The following is a 20,678-nucleotide window of genomic DNA, read 5'->3' as shown; positions in this document are numbered from 1 at the left end:
ATCAGACAAGTTTATCAAAAAAGGAATAATCAATCTGGGTATCGGGGAGATTTAAACCAATGGGTAAAACAAAACTATTCAAAAGGGCATGCCAGAAATCAGAATATAAATAATTCTGCAGGGGATGCTCTGCTTCTATGGGAAAACAGGGGCCGTGATTAACTTCCAGCAACCAGACCCGTCCATTGCTATCCACCATAAAATCCACACCAAATAAAGCAAAAGTTTTTAATGTGAAACGGGTAAATGCCTGTGGGTAGCGTTGTTTCAGGGCCCGGAACAACTGTGAAACAATCTGCTGGATTTGTGGATAAATAGTTGGGAAAAATTCAAAACGCTCAGAGGGAATCTGAATGACATTGCTTTCCTCTTCATGCAAGTGTTCATTAGTCAGGTGGGGGCGCAAATCGCTGAATTGTTCAGGAGTATAGGGGTGGCGGGATACATTCAGGTAGCCACGAGGAAAGAGATAGGCGCCGGCATAATTACTGAGTACCAGAAACATCCGAATACTGTATTTACGCTGATCCCTTAATAAGTGAGGCTGGTTAATGTATTGCTGCAGTACATGCTCTCCACCAAGGCGCTGGTTACTGGAGAAATGGGTTTCCAGATCAGCGAGACTATTAAAAATTTTAATAAATTGCCCATTGTTTAACAAGGAAGGCTTTAAAATCCATACCGAATCTTGGTTTCTAAAGCTGTATTGATTAAGAAATTGCAAAATAACAGGCCAATTCTGATCATTAATGATAAAAGTCGGCATCATGACCTGCGGACAATATTCAGCAACCAAATCGCTCAGGCAGTGCTTGAATTCGAGACACTGCGCCGCATTTTCATCAAACTGCAGATTGGCGTCACTGAAATGAGCCATCCATTTGAATCTGGCAGGCATCCAGCCCGCTTCAAGCAGGTAATAATTCAAATTAAAAAAAGTGGGACTTATCGTTTCTTTAAACAGAAAACGTCCCGATTTTAATCTATTCATTACACAATTCCGGATCCTTTTCGTTTAACAGGGATTTGGCTGCAGAACTCTGTTTAATAATTAAAGAAGATAATATACCTGCGAGCAAGCCCCAGAATGCAGCACTGATCCCAAAAAAGTTAAGACCTGAAGCAGAAACCAGAAAAGTCAGTAAGGCCGCTTCGCGCTGTCTGTCATTATCCAGAGCCTCTTTGAGATTGGACGCCAGCGTACCAAATATAGCCATACCGGCAACCGCCAGAACCAAAGTTGAAGGGAATGCTGAAAATAAAGCGACGATAGTGGCGCTGAATAACCCCATCATTAGATAAAACAGTCCTGCACTCATTGTGGCACGATAGCGTCTTGATGCATCAGGGTCAGCCTCTTCATTCGCACAAATTGCTGCAGTGATCGCGGCGAGATTCAAACTGAAGCCGCCAAAAGGAGCCATCAGCAAATTGCCTGCCCCCATAATGCTAACCAGTCTTGAAACAGGAGGATTAAACCCCTCCGCTCTTAATACCGTCAGGCCAGGGATATTCTGGGAGGTCATAGTGATGATAAAGAGGGGCAAGCCTACGCTGAAGAATGCTGACCAGGAAAATTCAGGCCAGGTAAACACAGGTCCTGAAAAGCTCCAATGAATAGACTGGAAACGAAGCTCACCCTGTAAAACAGCCACTGCAATGCCCAGCAACAAGACGACAAGCAATACGTAGCGAGGATAAAAGCGCTTTCCGAGAATATAGGCCGCAAGCATTACTAAAACCATCAGCTGGGCATCCTGTAATGCAAGAAATACATTCAAACCAAAATGCAGGAGAATGCCGGCCAGCATGGCAGAAGCCAGTTCCCCCGGTATACGGGCCATGAAACGCTCAAACCAGCCGCTTATACCAGCCAGAAATATCAATAATGCAGAGCAAATAAAGGCGCCCACGGCTTCAGACAAATGCAGCCCTGTCAGGCTGCTTGCCAAAAGGGCGGCTCCCGGCGTAGACCAGGCTGTCAGAATAGGCATGCGGTAATACAGCGAGAATCCAATACAACTTAACGATACGCCCACTCCCAAAGCAAAAATCCAGGAAGCTAATTCCGCAGTGGAAGCATGCACAGCGGAAGCGGCCTGGAAAAGGATAGCAGCCGAGCTGGTGAAGCCAACCAGAACCGCGATGAATCCCGCAGAGAGATGAGAAAGAGAAAAATACGATCGCATGCTTGGATTCCTATTAAAAACACTTTAGGTATGTTATGATCGATGCGCTATAACGCACAGGACCCAAAGCATAGCATTGTGCGTTATAACGCTCAAGTTTTTATTATCAGACTCTCGTATCAGGTTCTCCACCCGGATACGAGAGTGCTTTAATAGGGGAACCCTGTGGACGAGTTAAACCAGCGTATTGGAATACGCCTGCGTGAGTTGAGGCAGCACTATGGATGGAGCCTTGATAAAGCAGCCCAGGAAACCACTGTCAGCAAAGCCATGCTGGGACAAATTGAGCGTTTTGAATCATCACCTACCGTTGCCACCCTCTGGAAAATTGCCAGCGGCTTTCGAGTTTCCTTTTCCTCTTTTTTAGAAGAGCCTGCTGAGGAATCAGCCAAACTGTTTCTCGAAGGAAGTACCAGTGCCTGGGAACACAGTGACGAGCTTATTAAAGTTACCCCCCTGTTTCCCTTCGACAGACATTTGCATGTGGAAATATTCAAGATCGAACTACTCCCTGGCTGTGAGCAGCATTCGGGAGGCCATGAGCCTGGCGTAGTCGAACATGTTATTGTGATTGACGGCGCTTTAGATGTGTTAATTGATCAACAATGGAAGCAGCTTACTAAAGGGGAAGCAATCCGTTTTGCTGCTGATCATGCACATGGATATCGTAATTTAAGCGATGAGACCGTTTATTTTCACAATATTATCCATTACCCCCACTCTGCTTTTGCATTAGAAAAATCCGTTTAGAGCAATTAATCTATACTATCTACAAACAAAGAACTCAATAACGTAAAGATTGCATCAAGAATCTGTAGTCCCCTTTTTGGAAAAACTGGCTATGCTATGATTAATGTATACCGTATTTCATGAGAATTAACACAATGTCAGGTACTACCCAGTCCAGCAGCGCTGAAACCGTCGAAACCGTTTCAACTCCGGCCCCTGCTACAACAAGTCCCGAGCCAGAGAGTACAGTAGCAGCTCCTGCACCAACTGCCAGCAGTGATACCGCTTCCAAAACCGAGGAAACGAATAAAAAAGCCGCTCAGGATAAAGAAGTTAATGCAGCGCTCGCCGCCGAGGCCGCCAAGGCAAAAACGACAATGGCCCCAGCGCAACCCGCCAATACTGCGAGTGCAAAAAAAGATGATAAAGCAGCGCCTGCCGCGGAAGAGTCTTTTTTTCATCAGGAAGTGGATAAAAATGCAGATCCCTGGATGCAGATGATTCAGGAATGGATGAACCTTATCAATGACCTCAATGCCCAGTTTACCGACTTTGCAGCAGATAAAATCAAAGGCGCTGCCGCCACCGGTAAAGTACTGGGAGGCCAGGCAGTTGATTCGATAGCCGCCCAGATCACCAGCTTCTTCAACAAGTTTAATAATAAACAACCTGCCGAACTTCCACCAGGCCAGGAAGCTAAGCCTAAACCTGATGAGGGCCTGGCCCTGGATGCAGATCATAATATTTCAATGGGAGTGGTGAAGCCCGAGATGGAGTCCCCAGAGGATATCCTGGCGACCTCCTACTTATATAATCCCGGTCCTGAAACCGGGAATACCGGTGACGAACCCGATTTCGGTGAAACTCAAATCCCAAAAGCGGATATGCCTTTGCCAACACCATCACCACAGGAAAGTGCTTCCTTATTCGAAGAGGATGATGAACTTTTTGAAATGAGCGAACTCCCGGAGTCCCCAAAGGATATTCTCGCCAGTTCGTTTACGAATGAAGCCGATTTTCAGATTGGGGATGCTGTCAGCGTAGAAGCTGATGACAATAGTTCCTCGCTAATGACTTCCATAGACGATGACGCGGTGAAGAATTCAGTAGCGGAAGAAGTACCAGATCTGCCTGCCCCCACAGCTTAGAGCAATAAAAATAAATAGTTTGTTTGCGCCGGCTACAGCATAAAAAATGGCTATGCTATGATTAATGAATATGATGTTTCTGACGAGATTTTAAAGAATGTCCGGATCTACCAGTAATACAGCGCAGACTGAAGAGAATAATAAAAAAGCTCGGGAAAATGAAGCAAATGCAGCTCTTGCCGCCGAAGCTTCCAAAGCAAAAATGGCGGTCGCCCCAGTTGCGCCTGCAAAAGGAGCTGACCCAGAGAAAGACGATAAAGAGGCCCCCGCGGCAGAAGAAGGGCATTTCTTTAGTGTAACAGTCGACAAAAATGCAGAACCTATGCAGCAAGTGGTACAGGAACTGCTGAATATGGTTCTTGAAATGAATCAAATGACCACTGATTTTGCAGAGACGAAGCTAAAGGGAGCTGCCCAGGGCGCTAAAGCGCTCGGAGGGCAGGCCCTGGACGCTTTGAAGCCTAAACTCTTGAGCGGTGTCGATGCACTCAGGAATTTCGTCAATCCTCCTCCCAAACCCGCTGAACTTCCTCCTGGCCATGAAGCCAAACCCATGCCTGATGCGGGGCTCTCGCTTGGCCCACGGCACTCTATCACAATGGAGGAAATGGAAGAGCCGGAAGATATTATTGGTTCTTCTTATTTATACAATTCCAGTGCTGATTTTTCAGACACTGGCGACAGCCCTGATCTCGGAGATACCCAGGCACCTAAAGCGGATATGAACTCGGTAATGCTCCACGATCCGGAACAGCAAAAGACCGTTGAGCTTACTGCGGAAAAGTTGCAGACCTGGCTAAATAAAGTAGACATCACCCCAGCCCCTGAAGGGGAAAACCCTTCTATCAAGCTTGGAAAGCAGGGCTTGCAACAAGCAAAGGATGTCATCAACTTTCTAAATACCCCGGCAGGCGATACCACCAAGGAAAAAGTTGCTACTGAACTGATGCAGGCCGTAGAACAGGAAAAAGCCCGGGAAGAGATGCAGAGGGAAGAACTGCTGCAGCAACAGCGCCTGGCCGCTTTTCTCGTGCATATAGCACAGCAGGATGAAGACAAGATTGCAGAAAGAAACATCCAGATGCAGGAAGCGATTGATCAGAAAATACAGCAGGACAGACAACATCAATTGGCCGATACTGACTCCGCCTCTGTCAAAGCAGAAAAAGAAGCCGAGCTGGACGCAAGGATTGATGCCTATGACGCTCAGATAGGCGAACTGCAGCAATCAATTGATAATCTTAATAAAGACATTGAAGCAACCGATAAAGAGATTAAGCGTTTAGAAAAAAATACAGAAACTATCGATAAAAAGCATGATGCCTATCAGGCTAGCGCCGACAAAGTGAAAAAATATGATCCAAAAGATCCCGCTGAACGGGCAAAAATCGAGAAAGGCCTCGCGGATTTGAAAAAAGAGATCGCAAAGGATATGGATAAAATCGCCGAAGAGGCAGGAACTGTATCCCCGGAACAAACCAAAGCTGATATTGCCAAGGTGAACGCTAAACAGGTAGAGGTAGCCGCCACGGAAGATATGCTTGCTGTTTACAAAGGCGAAAAATCTGCCTATAAGGCAGATGGGACCCCGACTTCTGACTTCAATGACACCGCCTATGTGGCACCCAAAGGAAAAAGTATATTAAAAGGCGATGATGGCAGTCTTTATCTGGTTAATAAAGATGTCACCGACGTGAACAGTTTAAGCGCTTCGCAAAAGCAGCAGGCGAGCAGCGATTTTAATCGCGCCAAAGGCCAGATGACCAGCGTAGAGGACGTCATTAAAAATAACCGAAGCGGTGAGCATGGCTTAAATAACCAGCAATTAGGCGCCGCAAGACAAACACAACAGACCCAGCTTAGCCAGCTGTCAGAAATGCGCATGCAGATACAAAAAGCACAGGAAGAAAAGACCCAGACCCAACAGGAACGAAATAACCTTAGAAATCCCTCCCCTGCACCCGGCAATTCAAGACAGTTATCCAAAGCCGAGGTCGACCAGGCCACAACGGTATTTAACAAAATGCTTAACCGGGTCGCGGATGATTACAGTGCTGGTGGTATAAAGGCTCTGCAAAATCAGGTGGTTAATACTTTTGGCAAAAACCCGCAAACCGATGCCTTGCTTAAGCAGATTCCTCAGGGCCAGCCTATTGATCCAGCGAATATCAGACAATTAACCCAGCAATTCCGCTCCTGCGGCACGACACCTGATGCGTCCATGCAGGCAACGGCCGAGGCAGATCAGCAAAATCAGCAGCGTGTCGGCCCTCGTTGAGTTAAGCTGCCGTCACTGACAAATCGCCATTAGGATTGTGACCGCATCTAGTGTATAATGTAAGCACAATTAATTACTACACCGCCGCAAGAATCCAAAAACTGTGTTTTTTGGCAAAAATGGGCTCATAGGCCTGCAGCTGTGCATCGTTATTCGTCCTGAACAAGGTTTTTTATGATTGAGAAGATAAGAAATATAGCCATTATCGCGCACGTGGATCATGGTAAAACGACATTGGTTGACAAATTATTACAACAAACCGGTACACTGAGTGAGCGTGGGCCTAAAGTGGAACGCGTCATGGACTCGAATGCCCTTGAAAAAGAACGGGGTATTACCATTCTGGCCAAAAACACCTGTGTTTACTGGCGTGATTATCAGATTAATATCGTGGATACTCCAGGGCACGCCGACTTTGGCGGTGAAGTGGAGCGAATTCTTTCCATGGTGGATAGCGTGCTGCTGCTGGTCGACGCCGTGGACGGCCCTATGCCGCAAACGCGTTTCGTCACTCAGAAAGCCTTTGCACGTGGATTAAAGCCCATTGTCGTAATTAATAAAATTGATCGTCCCGGCGCGCGTCCCCATTGGGTTATGGATCAGGTATTTGATTTATTTGACAATCTGGGAGCTACTGATGAACAGCTTGATTTTCCGGTTGTTTATGCTTCCGCACTGAATGGCTATGCCATGCTGGAACTGGATGAAGAAGCCAGTGACATGAACGCCCTGCTGGAAACTATCGTCGATCGCGTGGCTCCGCCAGACGTAGATGAGAATGGCCCCTTCCAGATGCAGATCAGTTCGCTTGATTACTCTTCCTATGTCGGAACCATCGGCATTGGCCGAATTACTCGCGGCAACATCAAAGCAAAATCACCGGTCAAGATCATTGATAAAGACGGCGCTATCCGCAGCGGTCGTTTGTTGCAGCTGCTCGGCTTTAAAGGCCTTGAGCGGGTTGAGGTCGAAGAAGCCAGTGCCGGCGATATAATCGCGGTAACCGGTATTGAGCAGTTAAATATTTCCGATACCCTCTGTGATCCTAATAACGTGGAAGCCTTAACGCCGCTGACCGTGGATGAGCCGACTATCAGCATGACCTTTCAGGTTAATGATTCTCCCTTTGCCGGTCAGGAAGGCAAGTTTGTAACCAGCCGCAAGATTCGCGAACGTCTGCAAACTGAATTGCTGCACAATGTCGCCCTGCGGGTGGAAGATACGGCTGATCCTGACAAGTTCAAAGTGTCAGGCCGCGGCGAACTCCATTTATCCATTCTCATTGAAAATATGCGCCGCGAAGGCTATGAGCTGGCCATTTCCAAACCGGAAGTGATCATGCGCGAGGAAGATGGCGTGATGCTTGAACCTTACGAGCGTTTAACGGTTGACGTTGAAGAAACGCATCAGGGCAGCATCATGGAAAAACTCGGCGAACGCCGCGGGGAACTGCAGAATATGCTTCCCGATGGGAAAGGCCGTGTTCGCCTCGATTATCTGATTCCGACTCGCGGCCTGATTGGCTTTCACACCGAGTTTTTATCCAGCACCTCCGGTACTGGTCTTAATTATCATGTGTATGATCACTATGGTCCGGCCTTTAAAGGCCGTCTCGGCAAACGGAACAACGGCGTCATGATTGCGAATTGTCAGGGGGCTGCGAGAGCGTTTGCTCTGTTTAACCTGCAGGATCGCGGCCGTTTATTCATCGAACCACAAGTAATGTGCTATGAAGGCATGGTGGTTGGAATCCATTCCCGCGATAATGATTTGGTTGTGAATGTCACCAAGGAAAAGCAACTGACCAATATTCGCGCCTCAGGCAGCGATGAGAATATTTTGCTGACGCCGCCAATAAAACTCAGTCTCGAACAGGCTCTGGAATTTATTGATGACGATGAATTGGTTGAGGTAACGCCGCAAACCATCCGTATCCGTAAAAAGGAATTGAAAGAAACCGATCGTAAACGCAGTTCTCGTGCTAATGTTGAAGAATAACATTTAACTTTGTCATTGAGATGATGAAACAGAAATTTCAACGCGTGATTTTATATGCACGTCAACACCGCGCCAATCAGGGGGTCAATGAAACCATACAGCGTTTGATTGATTTCCTGGCCAGGCAAGTTGAAACCTTTGTTGATACCGATACCGCAGACCATTTCGATACTGGTCTGCCGGTACTATCCCGAATTCATATGGGTAAGAAACAGGATTTAATCGTGGTCGTTGGCGGGGATGGCAGCCTGCTGTCCGCCGCAAGAATGGCCATCGGGGTTGATGTACCAGTTATTGGTATTAATCGCGGACGCCTTGGATTCTTAACCGATATTCTTCCTTCCGAACTTGAGAAACAGATTAAGCCGGTTCTTGATGGCGAATATTATGAAGAACGGCGTTTTTTGCTGAGGACGCGAATTCATGACCAGGACAACACCTACTTTCAAGGTAATGCCTTGAATGACGTGGTCTTAAGCCGTGGCAATGAAACCCATCTGATTGAGTTTGACGTTTACATTAATCAACAGTTTGTCAGCCACTATCGCTCAGACGGAATGATTCTTTCAACCCCTACCGGCTCAACGGCCTACTCATTATCCGCAGGCGGCCCCATTATGCATCCGCAACTCAATGCTATTGTTCTGGTGCCGATGTTCTCTCACAGCTTAAGTTCGCGTCCGCTGGTCGTTGATTCACAGGTTTCAATCGATCTGGTTATCAGCAATTCCAATGAGTCTGATCTGCGAATAAGCTGTGACGGTCATGAGTCAAGGCTGGTTAAACCAGGGCAACAAGTGAATATTGAAAAAAATGCGCAATGTCTGCGCCTCTTGCATCCGCTTGACTATCACTATTATGATACACTACGCATTAAATTGGGTTGGGAATCCAAGCATCAGGGATAAATCATGCTGACCACCTTACGCATCGAAAACTTTGCAATTGTACAATCATTGGAGCTTGATTTCGCCAGGGGGATGACTGCCTTTACCGGAGAAACCGGCGCGGGTAAATCCATTATGATTGATGCCCTGATGTTAGCTCTCGGTGAGCGTGCCGACTCCTCCGTAGTGAGGCCGGGCGCTGAACGCTGCGACATTACTGCCGTTTTCGATTGCAGCGGCTCAAAAGACACCGCGCTTTGGCTTAAAAATCATGAGATTGATTCAGACGGCGAGCTGGTTTTGCGACGTCTGCTTTATGCCGAAGGCCGTTCAAAATCCTATATTAATGGCAACCAGTTCCCATTACAGAAAATAAAAGAGCTCAGTGAGATGCTGGTACATATTCACGGCCAGCATCAGCATCAGACCCTCATGCAGCACGCCACGCACCGCCAGCATCTGGATCATTATGCCAACCACCCCGAGCTTCTGCAGAATGTGCAGCTCCATTACAAGCAGTGCCAAAAAATAAAGCAGGAACTCGAGCAATTACAAAAACTCGACAATCAGCAGGATCGGATTGATCTACTACAGTTTCAAATTGAAGAACTGGATAATCTGGAGCTTAAAGCCGGCGAAACCGACAGTCTGCACGCTGAACATCAGCATTTGCATCATGCCAGGGATTATTTACTGAGCGGCAATCAGCTTCTGCAGATGCTTGATGGCGATGAAAGTCTTAATATAAGTCAGGCTTTGCATCAGAGCTTACAGCTTCTGTCTGATTTGCCATCTCAGCACCCTGCTATCCAGAATGCGCTCGAGCTGTTGCAAACCGCTTCGATTCAATGTGAAGAAGCCCTGTCTGAAATAAAGCAATTTGTCGAGTCGGTGCAACTGGATCCGGAACGCCTGCAAGAGGTTGAATCACGCTTGGGCGCAATTCATCAGGCTGCACGTAAATACCATGTTGAGCCAGAGCAGCTTGTCGCTCATGCAGAAAAGCTGAAAGAAGACATTAGAAAGTTAAATGATGCCGAGCAAAGAACCGCCGAACTTGAAACACAATATCAGATTCACTTGCAGGCGTATCAGAAAGCGGCTGGGTTACTAAGCGAATCGCGCAGAAAACATGCTGTACAGCTCGCCAAAGAAATTACCAGTATTATTCAGAAATTAGGAATGCCCAAGGGATTCATCAGCATGGAGCTCAGTGCTCTTGAAAAAATGCAGTCTCATGGCCTGGATAAAGTGGAATATAAGGTTTGCACCAATCCGGGGATGACTCCTGATGCCCTGAACAAAATTGCTTCTGGTGGCGAATTATCGCGAATCAGCCTTGCGATTCAGATGATTACAGCTCAACGCGGCGCCACCCCTACTTTATTATTTGATGAGGTGGATGTCGGCATTGGCGGTTCAACAGCCGCATTGGTAGGACAACTGCTTCGCCAATTAGGAGAGCGCCTGCAGGTATTTTGTGTGACCCATCAGCCACAGGTCGCTGCTTCAGCGCATCATCACTTCATGGTGCAGAAACACAGTGATGCACATCATACCTACTCGAGCATTCTCCCGCTCAATGAGTTAGAAAAAGTGAATGAAATAGCTCGTATGTTAGGCGGAATCACTATTACGGAGCAAACACGCTCGCATGCTCGTGAATTACTGACACAACACTCCTGAGCAAAGCGAATAGAAAAGGATTTTCTATGAAACAGTTTATTTCACTGATTGAACGTTTACGATTTCTCTTTTTGTTTTTTGTGCTGATTGCATTCTGCCTGGCAAAAACAATCCATGCGATTTACGCCGATTCTGCTGAAGGCCTGGCCAACCTGTTCTTCTTTTTACTGATCGTCTCCAGTCTGTTTGTCATTGGAAATCGCTCCCTCAAACTGCTGGCGGTATTGACGACGGCCGCCGCCATAGAAATTCTGCTGGTTCTAATTGATTATCCCCGACTAAATACCATCCGCTCTTCCTTTGCTGCAATCTATTTTATGCTGATGTTCGCAGGTTGCCTGCGTTATACTTTTCGTGATAAGTCCATCAATATAACTACTTTATTCGGCTCTTTATGCGCCTACCTTTTTATCGGTCTAAGTTATGCCTATATTTATCTGATGCTTTGCAGCTTAAATCCAGCCGCTTTTTCAAACCTGGGCATGAATGAGGAAAACCTGGCGATTTATTACTCTTTCGTTACCTTAACCACTATAGGCTATGGCGATATTTTACCGCTTAGCCCTTTCGCTCAGACACTCTCATGGTTTGAGTCCTTTACCGGGCAGGCTTATCTGGCGATAGTGATTGGGCAGTTGGTAGGCCGCTATGTGGCGGACCGTCTGAGTTCACAGGAACATTAAAAATGCGGTTGCTCCATAACTGGCAACCCGCTAAACTTGCGCCAGAAAATTCGTCTCCCTTCGGGTGAATAGAAATCGACTGGAATTTGCTTAATGAATCAGGAAACACGCCGCAGGATATTTAAGATCTTTCAATCCTTAAACCCACATCCGACCACGGAATTGATTTACCATTCGCCCTTTGAGTTGTTAATCGCTGTTTTACTTTCAGCGCAAGCTACTGATGTCAGCGTCAACAAGGCGACTGCCAGGCTATTCGCCGTCGCCAATACACCTGAGTCCATTTTAGAGCTTGGAGAAGAGCGGCTTAAAGACTACATCAAAACAATCGGCCTTTTTAATACCAAGGCGAAACATGTCATCGCCACCTGTGAGATTCTGGTTACTCAATATCGAGGGGAGGTACCTGCTGAGCGTGCAGCCTTGGAAAAGCTGCCCGGCGTAGGGCGAAAAACAGCCAATGTAATCCTCAATACCGCCTTTGGTCAGCCCACAATGGCAGTTGATACACACATTTTTCGTGTGGCGAATCGCACCGGAATTGCGCCCGGCAAAACCCCATTAGCAGTTGAAAATGCCTTATTAAAGCGTGTGGAAAAGGAATTTATTCATGACGCGCATCACTGGCTTATTCTGCATGGCCGCTATATCTGCCAGGCGAGAAAACCGCGTTGCCCGCAATGCCCTATTCGTCAATATTGCGAATATCCTGATAAAACTGCCGAATCCGATTTTAAATGAAATCAACCACATAATAAGCCGTGTACCGCATTCAGGGGATATTAAACAAAAATGAACGTCTTGCTCTGGTTATTTGCAGATTTTCCCCATAGAATGAAATTTCGAGAGTCTTCATCAAACTGCCATAACATGACGGCGTGACTGTGAGTAAGGATACAGTTTGATGAACACTCTCGAAATTTCGGACTATTGCAGGAGAGCATTATGGGATGGATGGCCAGCGTTCAAAATTTGGGAACTACGGTTCAGAATTGGGGAAAAAGTCTGAACAATGCGCTAACGTCGTTGAGTAATAATAGCACCTTGACAACCGTTGCAAAGGGATTGGGTAATTCAGCACATAAAGTCGTTTCCTATGGGTTCAAACAAATGGCGGTCGCTCCTGATCTCGCATACAACCTCACAAATTCGTCAGTACGTTCAGTATACAAAAATATGGGCTATATCCTGGGCCGTGATGTTGCTCCCCTGGTGGCGGCAAGTTTTATCACTAAATTAGCAGTCGAGCAATTGCGAGCCCTATACACTGAGGACGAAGAGCAGCTGGTTAGTGTCAATACCGGCCTGACCCTCCTTATTGGCGGTCTCTATGTGCTGGGTTTTTTGTATCGTGCAAAAAAAAATGTCGAAACGACAACCCATATGTTAATGCACATTTCGGATGCCTCAAAAAAATTTTCGGAGGCAGGAAGTGAATTAAATGGCGCTTCATTTAGAGTTATGGCTCCCCCAGCTCCAGGGGCCGCGCCAATTCCAATGACCATTTGCCAACAGCAGAAATGTGGTTTCATGGAAAAATTCAAGGGCTCTATTGAAAACAGTATTACCTACTGGGCAACCCGCGGTCTGATCTGGGGGATTAGTTTTATTCCCTATGTAGGAGAGATGGTTTCTACCGTCTTATTAATTCTTTATGATGGCCAGTTTATTCTGGCGATGGCCATGCCTGAGCATTGCAACCGGCATATTACTGCCTATCTTGAGGAGAATTGGGAGCTGGCGGCCTCACTGGGAATAGGGTCGCGCGGAGTGGCCTTTGCCTTTGTTGAAGGGATTTTTTATTTAACCGGGATACCCCGCGAACACTATCAGGATGTGATGCTGAAATTTGCGGTGTTAATGCAGATTGCCACTGCGACGCATATGAATCTTCCCCCTCCTGTCGATGAAACATCACGCTATGTGGTTGACCCGCTATTGCTTTTCGGCCGAGGCGTTTCTTTTGTTGATGGATTAATCATGGAAGGGGCCAAGAAAAAAATCCCCGAAATGTTAAAACAGCAGAAATCCACCTTTAACTGGGAGAGGGCAGGAGAGATCGTGCAAAGCTGCTGGAGTCATCCCTATCTGCAAAAGGTAATCCCATGGGTAGCACCCTCTATGTTCGTCAGCAAGACAAGTTTTACCAATGACCCTCTGATTAAGGCGGACTGGATAGCGTTTAGAAAAGGCAGTCCGGCAGTGACGAAGGCTATCATCAAGACCTCAAAAAACCTGGCAGTTTGGGCTGCTTCAAGTGAGCCCGATATCTCAGCAAAAGCCTTGCAGAAAATTAAGGGAATGCCTCCTTTTGTGACCAAAATAGCGATGGCTTCATTGTATAATCCATCTATTATGGAGCTTGTCTATCGTGCCCACTTTAGCTTCTCAGCTATACCTCCGGGAGAAGAAAGACCACAGATTCATCTCAATGGGAATAAATTAAGGGAGATTGAATCCTCTGGCAAACAAGATAAAAAAGACGAAACCACTTTGAAAGAAGTCGCAGCGCTGCCTGCACCACCGACGGCAGATCTTAAGTCACAAGAGCCTGCTGACGTAAAGGCTACCCAGCTAAAGGATTCTTCGATAGAGGTTTCAGCCAAAGCCTTGCGATCACGAGGCAAGTTCTCTGCTACGGCCCGAACCGAAGATCTCAGACCTCTCTCATCCTCCGACCCCAGAAATGCAGCCGAGCGCGATAATCTTAAAGCAGTTTCTTTTTTTTGAAGAAATAAAGCATGGCCACAGCTAAAAAGGCCATGCCGCATAAGACCGTGGGATAGGCATAACGCCATTTCAGTTCAGGCATATAGTCAAAATTCATCCCATATACACCTACAATAAAGGTCAGTGGGATGAAAATACTGGCAAACAAAGTTAGTATTTTCATGGTTTCATTCATACGATTATTGAGCGTGGACAAATAAATCTCCAGCATGTTATTCGTCATTTCACGCTGCAAATCAATTGCTTCCAAAAGCCGCAAACAGTGATCATGCAGATCGCGAAAATACATATGATACTCAGCATTAATTAATTGCCCCTTACTCGAAATTAATAAATGAACAATATCTCGAAGAGGAGCGATGATTTTACGAAGCAGCATAATACGGCGCTTGATCACATAAAGGTTCTGCAAGGAAATCGTTTGCGGATTCTCTATCAGCCTGTCTTCAATCGCAGTCAGTGATTGTTCAATTCCCTCCACATAATCAAAGAAATTATCCACCACCTGGTCCATCAAAAGATAAGCCAGATAATCAACAACCTGATCGCGGATTAAGGAGTTTTCCATTGCCAGGCGTTTGTACAGGGAAACCAGCTCTTCATCGTCACTCTCTCTAAAAGTGATCAGCAGATTTTCCTTGATGATAATACTGAACTGCTCGCTTTCTTCGCATTCCTGCTCTTTAGGCTTATCCATCATACGAAAGACAATGAATAAACCCTCATTGATGACATCCACTTTCGGCCGTTGATGAGTATTCATGATATCTTCAACAATCAGAGGATGAACACCGAATACATTACAGCAGTGATTAATTTGTTCAACATTCTGCAAGCCGAAAATATCAATCCAGACGGTTTTCTTCTCGGCAAGCGCTGCCTCTACAAGCTCCTGGTCAAAGCCCTCGTGGCATTGATAATTGGATTCATCATAGATGTGTATGAACGCGCGTGTAGGTTTGGGCGGATTTTCACCGACATACACTGCTGATCCCGGCATCATGCCTCGTTTTGCGGAGGATTGCTTTCTGAAATGAACCATTCGTAATTCCCTGTGCAGAATATTGTACGAGTTTAAATGATGAAAGGGTTTATTGGCAATTTAACCGCTTATCAAAGGCAGCAACATCACTTCTTCCCATTCCCTGATCCCCAGTGTCCGACTTTACCAATCTCAATAACTTGCAAAAATAATTAGTATAGTGTTATATTGCCGGGCACTTATTGGCACGGATGTGGACAATGAGTGCTCTAAACGATTTGAATTAGGGCGGTTGGCTCATGTCTTTTCCAATACAGCAACAGTCACGCAATTGCTTAATGCTGACAGTTTCCATGCTCACTTGTCTGATGCTGCTTATTAATGTGTCATTCAAGATTATTAATTTTGAGAGTATGTTAATCACCTCCAGCAGTGTGCTATGCCCGCTGGTCGCCTGTTTTTATCTGGCCATATTAAGCAAATGCAGCTTTGTGCAACAACGTCATGCTCTCAATCAATCCTTGCTGACACTGTATCTCTTTTCTATAGGTATTTATATTCTCGTTAATCTGCCTGCCGCTGAGTATATGCGTGACAGCACTGCCTATCAGATTGTATTTGAGGATATTCCCAGGAAATTTTTCGCCTCAACCATTGCCTTTGCGGTCAGCTTTTATTTACCCCATCTATACTGTTGTGCGCGGCGTCCCGGAATACTCATTTCCCCCAAAAAACGCTTATTGCTTGTTTTATTCGGCGGTATTTCCTTTTTTTCTTTTGATTTTCTTCTTTTATTCGCTGACCCGCATGTTGAAAGCTTTGGCCGTATGTTTTTCGACTCGCTATTAATTTCAGCGACTATTCTGCTTATTGCAGCGATTTTTTATTTAATAAGGCACCTGACTGCCAAACCGGCTTCTACCGATGTTCCTAAGGAATCATTTTATTTTATTTCGCCCTGGTATCACTATCTGGTCAGCTTCGCTGTCACCGTTACATTAATTTCTCTATCCTGTGAATACCGCATTGTTTCATTTGGAAATGACTGGACTCTGACTGCCAGCGGCATTGTCTTTCCTTTGGTTATAATGGCCAGTAATTTGATCGGCGAGCTTTATGGCTATAAAGCCAATCTGCTGCTGGCCTTATTTATTATCCTGGCTGAGCTGGTATTTGACGGCCTGTTAATGCTGGTGACCGTGCTCCCTTCACCTGATTTTTTTGATTTGACTCCCTTTTATTCCTTCACCATGCCAAGACGCATCCCAGCGACCATACTGACCTTGTTAATAAGCCTGGCAGGGAACAGTTTTCTTCTTGAAAAGCTGAAGCAGACCGGTTACGGCAGCAATCGGGGCTTACGTCTGCTGGTAGCCAATCTCATCGTTAATTCCTTGTTATGCCTGATAAACTACAGTTTGTTATTCGGCGGAATGTATCCCTTTGAGCAAGTATTTAATCTGGCCACCAATGCCTGGGTGTTAAAATTTATTCTCACCTTGATTGGTGTGCCTTTCGTGCTATGGATTTATGAACTGCTCAATTCGCAGATTGTGAGGCGCAGGGATTCGAGCCTGCCTACTGCTTATTAATATCTTATAATCTACCCTTAAAGTCCTCTCTCCCTCAGGGAGAGAATTAGAGAGAGGGTTAAAATCAACCCTCACCCTAGCCCTCTCCCACGCTTGGGAGAGGGGATTTCTCTTAAATAGAATTTAAGAAGGGGTGATTTTATCCCTCTCATCTTTTCTTAGGTCTTTTCCAACCATAAACCGTTTTTTGTCGATTTTCACTTAATGTTAGTTCATCTGCAGGCACACTTTTACGAATCGTACTGCCGGCGCCCACTGTCGCATTGCGTCCGACGGTCACCGGGGCGACTAATTGCGTATCCGAACCAATAAAAGCGCCGTCTTCAATGACTGTCTGATGTTTATTAGCACCGTCATAATTGCAAGTGATGGTACCTGCTCCAATATTCACATCCCTGCCAATTCGCGCATCACCCAGATAGCTTAAATGGCTGGCTTTGGAATGCTCATCAAATACAACATTCTTGGTTTCTACAAAATTACCAATTTTGCAAAAGCTGGCAAGCTCTGTTCCTGGTCTCAGGCGGGCAAAAGGACCGATATGGCATTCAGCACCCAGTTCGCTTTTCTCAATCACACTATTAGGCAAAATCTCCGAACCTGCACCAATATGGCTATCCCGAATCACACAGTTAGGGCCAATGCGACAGCCGTCACCCAAACTCACTTTACCAATAAACACACAGTTGACATCAATGGACACATCCTTGCCACAAGTTAATTCGCCCCTAATGTCGATACGGCTTGCATCAGCAATCGATACCCCCGCCAGAAGGAGTTTCTCAGCCTGTCGCTGCTGCCATATTCTTTCCAGCTGCTGTAACTGCAATGGCGTGTTAACTCCCTGAATCTCCACCGGATCTCGGGCAGTAATGGATTGAACCATTTGTTCTTCCTGTACTGCCAAAGCAATAATGTCGGTTAAATAATACTCTCCCTGCGCATTATTGCTATTCAGCATGGGCAACCAGCGCTTCAGATCCCCGGCGTTGGCACAGCAAATGCCGCTGTATATTTCCCTGATCTGCCGCTGCTGCTCACTGGCGTCTTTTTCCTCTACGATGCCATAAATAGCGGTATTCTCATCGCGCAAAATACGCCCCAATCCAAAAGGATTATCGAGATTGGCCAGCAAAAGACTGAGTTGGTTAAAGCTGCCTGATTGCCGGATTAAATGCCCCAGCGTTTCAGAGCTTATTAAAGGAACATCCGCAGAGAGAATTAAAACCCGGGCTTCTTCGGGAATAAACGGCAGGGCCTGCATCACCGCATGACCGGTACCTAACTGCTTTTCCTGCAGAACCCAGTTCACCTCCAGTGACGACAACGCTTCCCGAACATGGGTTCCTCCATTGCCATAAATTATATGCACCGCTTCAGGCTTAAGGCTTTGTGCAGCCTCTACCACCCAGGACAACATGGGTTTGCCAGCCAGTTTATGCAAAACTTTAGGGGTAGTGGAATACATCCGCTTACCTAAGCCGGCTGCCAAAATAATAACATGTAAGGACATCTATCAATTCTCCTGTTAAAACAAGCGCTTTTAGTGTTTAGGAAGGTTTTGAATTAAACACTCTGCATCCGTATTGCTAATCCTAAAATTACTGATATGATAAAAAATTGCAACTAAAAGGAGTAGTGCAATGACAATATTTTTAAAGATCATGCAAGATTATATCAAAGAACAAATGCATTTGTATGATGCGGACTCCAGGAAGAAATGGGCTCCAACAGCTGAACGCGCGAAACTGGCAGAAGATAAAAGAACCATTGCGGATACGTTAACCGGCCTGATTTGTGCCATTGGAAATGAAGAAACTAAATCACCAATCAAAGAGCCAGCATCTGATGAACCAGAAGAGCCGTCGCTACAAGAAAAAGAGCCGGTGAATTCAGATATCCACAATGATGAAATTTATCTTGCCAAAATTTTAAAAATACTCGAAGACAAACAAATTGAGGCGAACGAAGAGGCACGCCTGAAGAACATTGGCCCCGGAGACTTTAACAAGTTAGTTGTAAATATAAAAGAATTAGCGAGCGCTTACTTAAGAAAGTTGAAAAAGCTGGGATTAAATAACATACCTAACGATCAGCCTAAAGATCCGCAACAGATATTTAATTATTTTATGGCTGATTATCTGTTTAAGAATACCCAGGCAGAAAGCAAAAATCCAACCCTGTTTCAAAGCGTTGCTTCCTTTTTCTTTACTGATAAAGTGAATAATCTGCAAATTGCCGCAGCAAAAGAACGACTGGTTGGTATCGCGGTAAATAATCTTTTTATCATGCTTGGGAGACCAGGTACAGATAAAATGAGAGATAACCCTGAAGGCAGAAAAATTGCCGTGAGTCTGCAATTAACTGCTTTAGAGAGTGGTAACGTGCAGGTAATAAAAGACAATGGTGTGGGCCTGGATCTTCCTATTCACTATGTTGCTCCTTTAGGAACAGTCGGAATGGATAATAATATAGGGGTCTCTGAAGCCTATCTGAAAGAATGTATTAATAAAGCCAGAGAGGCAATGGGTATAGCAATCCCAAAACCAACACCGACAGAAGCGTCCGTATACCAACCCTCCTGATCGGTTTAAAAAGGTTCGGGCATTCCCGGTTGGATCGGACCGGGACATACCTAGTAATTGCTTAGCTCACCACATAAATTTTTCTCTACTGCCAGTTTAATATCAGCCACTGGCAGGTTTTTACTGAGCAGATAAAGCAATTTACAATGTGCGGCCTCCGGCGTCATATCATGACCGCTGATTAAACCGGCATCTTTCAGAGTATGACCGGTGGCATACTGATTCATTTCCACATAGCCCTGCTGGCACTGGGTGCAGTTAATAATAATGACATCGCGCCTGCAGGCTTCTTCCAGCATCTTCAAAAATCGGGCATCGTTATTCTGCGCATTACCAGCCCCATAAGTTTCCAGAACCAGACCACGCAGAGGCTGTTGCAGAAGAGCCTGCAGGACATCGGTTGAGAAGCCTGGGAACAGTCTGAAGTTGGCGATAAAATGCGGGCTGATGGTTTGCAGATGAAACTTTTTCTTAACCGGAGGGAGAATTAAATCCTGATTAATTTTTATGTCAATACCAACACTGGCAAGCAGCGGAAAGTTTGGAGAAGCAAAGGCCTCAAAATGCTGAGCAGAAATCTTCTGACTGCGATTGCCTCTGAGCAAACGCTGGTTGAAATAAATACAAACTTCTGTGACAGGCTGATGTGCACAGAGCCATAAGGAGGTCAGGATATTATCATAAGCGTCATTCCTCACTTCCGACAAAGGAATTTGCGAGCCGGTGAGAATCACGGGTTTGCCCAGATTCTCAAGCATGAATGACAGGGCTGAAGCCGTATAGGCCATCGTATCGGTTCCATGAAAAATAACAAAGCCATCAAATTGCTCATAATGGGAAGCAATATCGCAGGCAATCTGATTCCAGTCGTTAAGGGTCATGTTGGAAGAATCAAGCAAGGGAGAATATTCTTTAATCTGGTATTCAGGCATGCTCGGATGCGAGAGCGCAGTCATTTGTTGCAAAGCCTGCTCCACATACCCCTCGGCCGGTTCATAACCGTGATTGGTTTTGACACTGCTGATGGTACCACCCGTATTGAGGATAAGAACTCGCTTTTTCATTACCAGCCTTGTTCGTAAAGTTCAAAAATCTGCAAAACAGCTATTATTTTAGTGTTGGAACCAAGTTAAATACAGTTTTATTTGCTCGGCTCGAAACTTTGTGAAAAAATCAGGGCATTAAGAGTTT

The 20,678-nt window shown here is 45.7% G+C and carries 16 protein-coding genes; 11 read left to right on the top strand and 5 right to left on the bottom strand.

Going from position 1 to position 20,678, the window contains the following annotated elements:
- Position 1: 1 nt before the first annotated feature.
- Positions 2–991: a YheC/YheD family protein gene (locus B1207_RS05030; RefSeq protein WP_112218892.1), complete on the bottom strand. Its 990-nt coding sequence runs from the start codon at positions 989–991 to the stop codon at positions 2–4.
- A complete protein-coding gene (locus B1207_RS05025) occupies positions 984–2,189 on the bottom strand; it encodes a benzoate/H(+) symporter BenE family transporter (protein WP_112218891.1) in 1,206 nt (401 codons plus the stop codon). The genes B1207_RS05030 and B1207_RS05025 overlap by 8 nt, the downstream gene beginning before the upstream one ends.
- Before the next feature lie 165 nt (positions 2,190–2,354).
- Between B1207_RS05025 and B1207_RS05020 the strand changes: the two genes are divergently transcribed.
- From B1207_RS05020 to B1207_RS04980, 9 genes are all read left to right on the top strand, one after another.
- Positions 2,355–2,939 (top strand): helix-turn-helix domain-containing protein, encoded by a 585-nt coding sequence (locus tag B1207_RS05020; protein ID WP_112218890.1) that lies wholly within the window; start codon positions 2,355–2,357, stop codon positions 2,937–2,939.
- A 119-nt stretch (positions 2,940–3,058) separates the two neighbouring features.
- A complete protein-coding gene (locus tag B1207_RS05015; protein ID WP_172458131.1) occupies positions 3,059–4,066 on the top strand; it encodes a hypothetical protein in 1,008 nt (335 codons plus the stop codon).
- Between the two features lie 97 nt (positions 4,067–4,163).
- Positions 4,164–6,344 carry a hypothetical protein gene (locus B1207_RS05010; RefSeq protein ID WP_112218888.1) on the top strand — a complete coding sequence of 727 codons (2,181 nt, stop codon included), beginning with the start codon at positions 4,164–4,166 and terminating at the stop codon, positions 6,342–6,344.
- A 174-nt stretch (positions 6,345–6,518) separates the two neighbouring features.
- Positions 6,519–8,342, top strand: a complete 1,824-nt coding sequence (gene typA / locus B1207_RS05005) for a translational GTPase TypA (RefSeq protein WP_112218887.1) — start codon at positions 6,519–6,521, stop codon at positions 8,340–8,342.
- A gap of 23 nt (positions 8,343–8,365) precedes the next feature.
- Positions 8,366–9,250: an NAD(+) kinase gene (locus B1207_RS05000; RefSeq protein ID WP_112218886.1), complete on the top strand. Its 885-nt coding sequence runs from the start codon at positions 8,366–8,368 to the stop codon at positions 9,248–9,250.
- Positions 9,251–9,253: 3 nt separating this feature from the next.
- Complete coding sequence (gene recN, locus B1207_RS04995) at positions 9,254–10,915, top strand: DNA repair protein RecN (protein WP_112218885.1); 1,662 nt, start codon at positions 9,254–9,256, stop codon at positions 10,913–10,915.
- 26 nt (positions 10,916–10,941) lie between these two features.
- Complete coding sequence (locus B1207_RS04990) at positions 10,942–11,598, top strand: potassium channel family protein (protein ID WP_112218884.1); 657 nt, start codon at positions 10,942–10,944, stop codon at positions 11,596–11,598.
- 93 nt (positions 11,599–11,691) lie between these two features.
- Entirely contained in the window at positions 11,692–12,339 is a 648-nt protein-coding gene (gene nth / locus B1207_RS04985; RefSeq protein ID WP_112218883.1) for an endonuclease III, read from the top strand.
- Positions 12,340–12,543: 204 nt separating this feature from the next.
- A complete protein-coding gene (locus tag B1207_RS04980) occupies positions 12,544–14,328 on the top strand; it encodes a hypothetical protein (RefSeq protein ID WP_112218882.1) in 1,785 nt (594 codons plus the stop codon).
- Here B1207_RS04980 and corA read toward each other — a convergent pair.
- Positions 14,306–15,370, bottom strand: a complete 1,065-nt coding sequence (corA, locus tag B1207_RS04975; protein ID WP_112218881.1) for a magnesium/cobalt transporter CorA — start codon at positions 15,368–15,370, stop codon at positions 14,306–14,308. The genes B1207_RS04980 and corA overlap by 23 nt on opposite strands.
- A 239-nt stretch (positions 15,371–15,609) precedes the next feature.
- Between corA and B1207_RS04970 the strand changes: the two genes are divergently transcribed.
- The gene (locus B1207_RS04970) at positions 15,610–16,902 is read left to right on the top strand and encodes a VUT family protein (RefSeq protein ID WP_112218880.1); all 1,293 of its coding nucleotides are present in this window, start codon (positions 15,610–15,612) and stop codon (positions 16,900–16,902) included.
- A gap of 148 nt (positions 16,903–17,050) precedes the next feature.
- Here the strand turns inward: B1207_RS04970 and glmU are convergent, their stop codons facing one another.
- Positions 17,051–18,415, bottom strand: a complete 1,365-nt coding sequence (gene glmU, locus B1207_RS04965; RefSeq protein ID WP_112218879.1) for a bifunctional UDP-N-acetylglucosamine diphosphorylase/glucosamine-1-phosphate N-acetyltransferase GlmU — start codon at positions 18,413–18,415, stop codon at positions 17,051–17,053.
- Between the two features lie 130 nt (positions 18,416–18,545).
- Here glmU and B1207_RS04960 point away from each other — a divergent pair, with 130 nt between their 5' ends.
- A complete protein-coding gene (locus B1207_RS04960) occupies positions 18,546–19,487 on the top strand; it encodes a hypothetical protein (protein ID WP_112218878.1) in 942 nt (313 codons plus the stop codon).
- A 50-nt stretch (positions 19,488–19,537) separates the two neighbouring features.
- Here B1207_RS04960 and ansA read toward each other — a convergent pair whose 3' ends face one another.
- Positions 19,538–20,551, bottom strand: a complete 1,014-nt coding sequence (gene ansA / locus B1207_RS04955; protein WP_112218877.1) for an asparaginase — start codon at positions 20,549–20,551, stop codon at positions 19,538–19,540.
- Positions 20,552–20,678 lie beyond the last annotated feature (127 nt).

Origin of the sequence: Legionella quinlivanii, assembly GCF_003265995.1 — a bacterium.
GTDB classification, from domain to species: Bacteria; Pseudomonadota; Gammaproteobacteria; order Legionellales; family Legionellaceae; genus Legionella_C; species Legionella_C quinlivanii_A.
The sequence above is the reverse complement of the archived record's forward strand: the minus strand, read 5'-3'. Positions and strand labels throughout refer to the sequence as shown.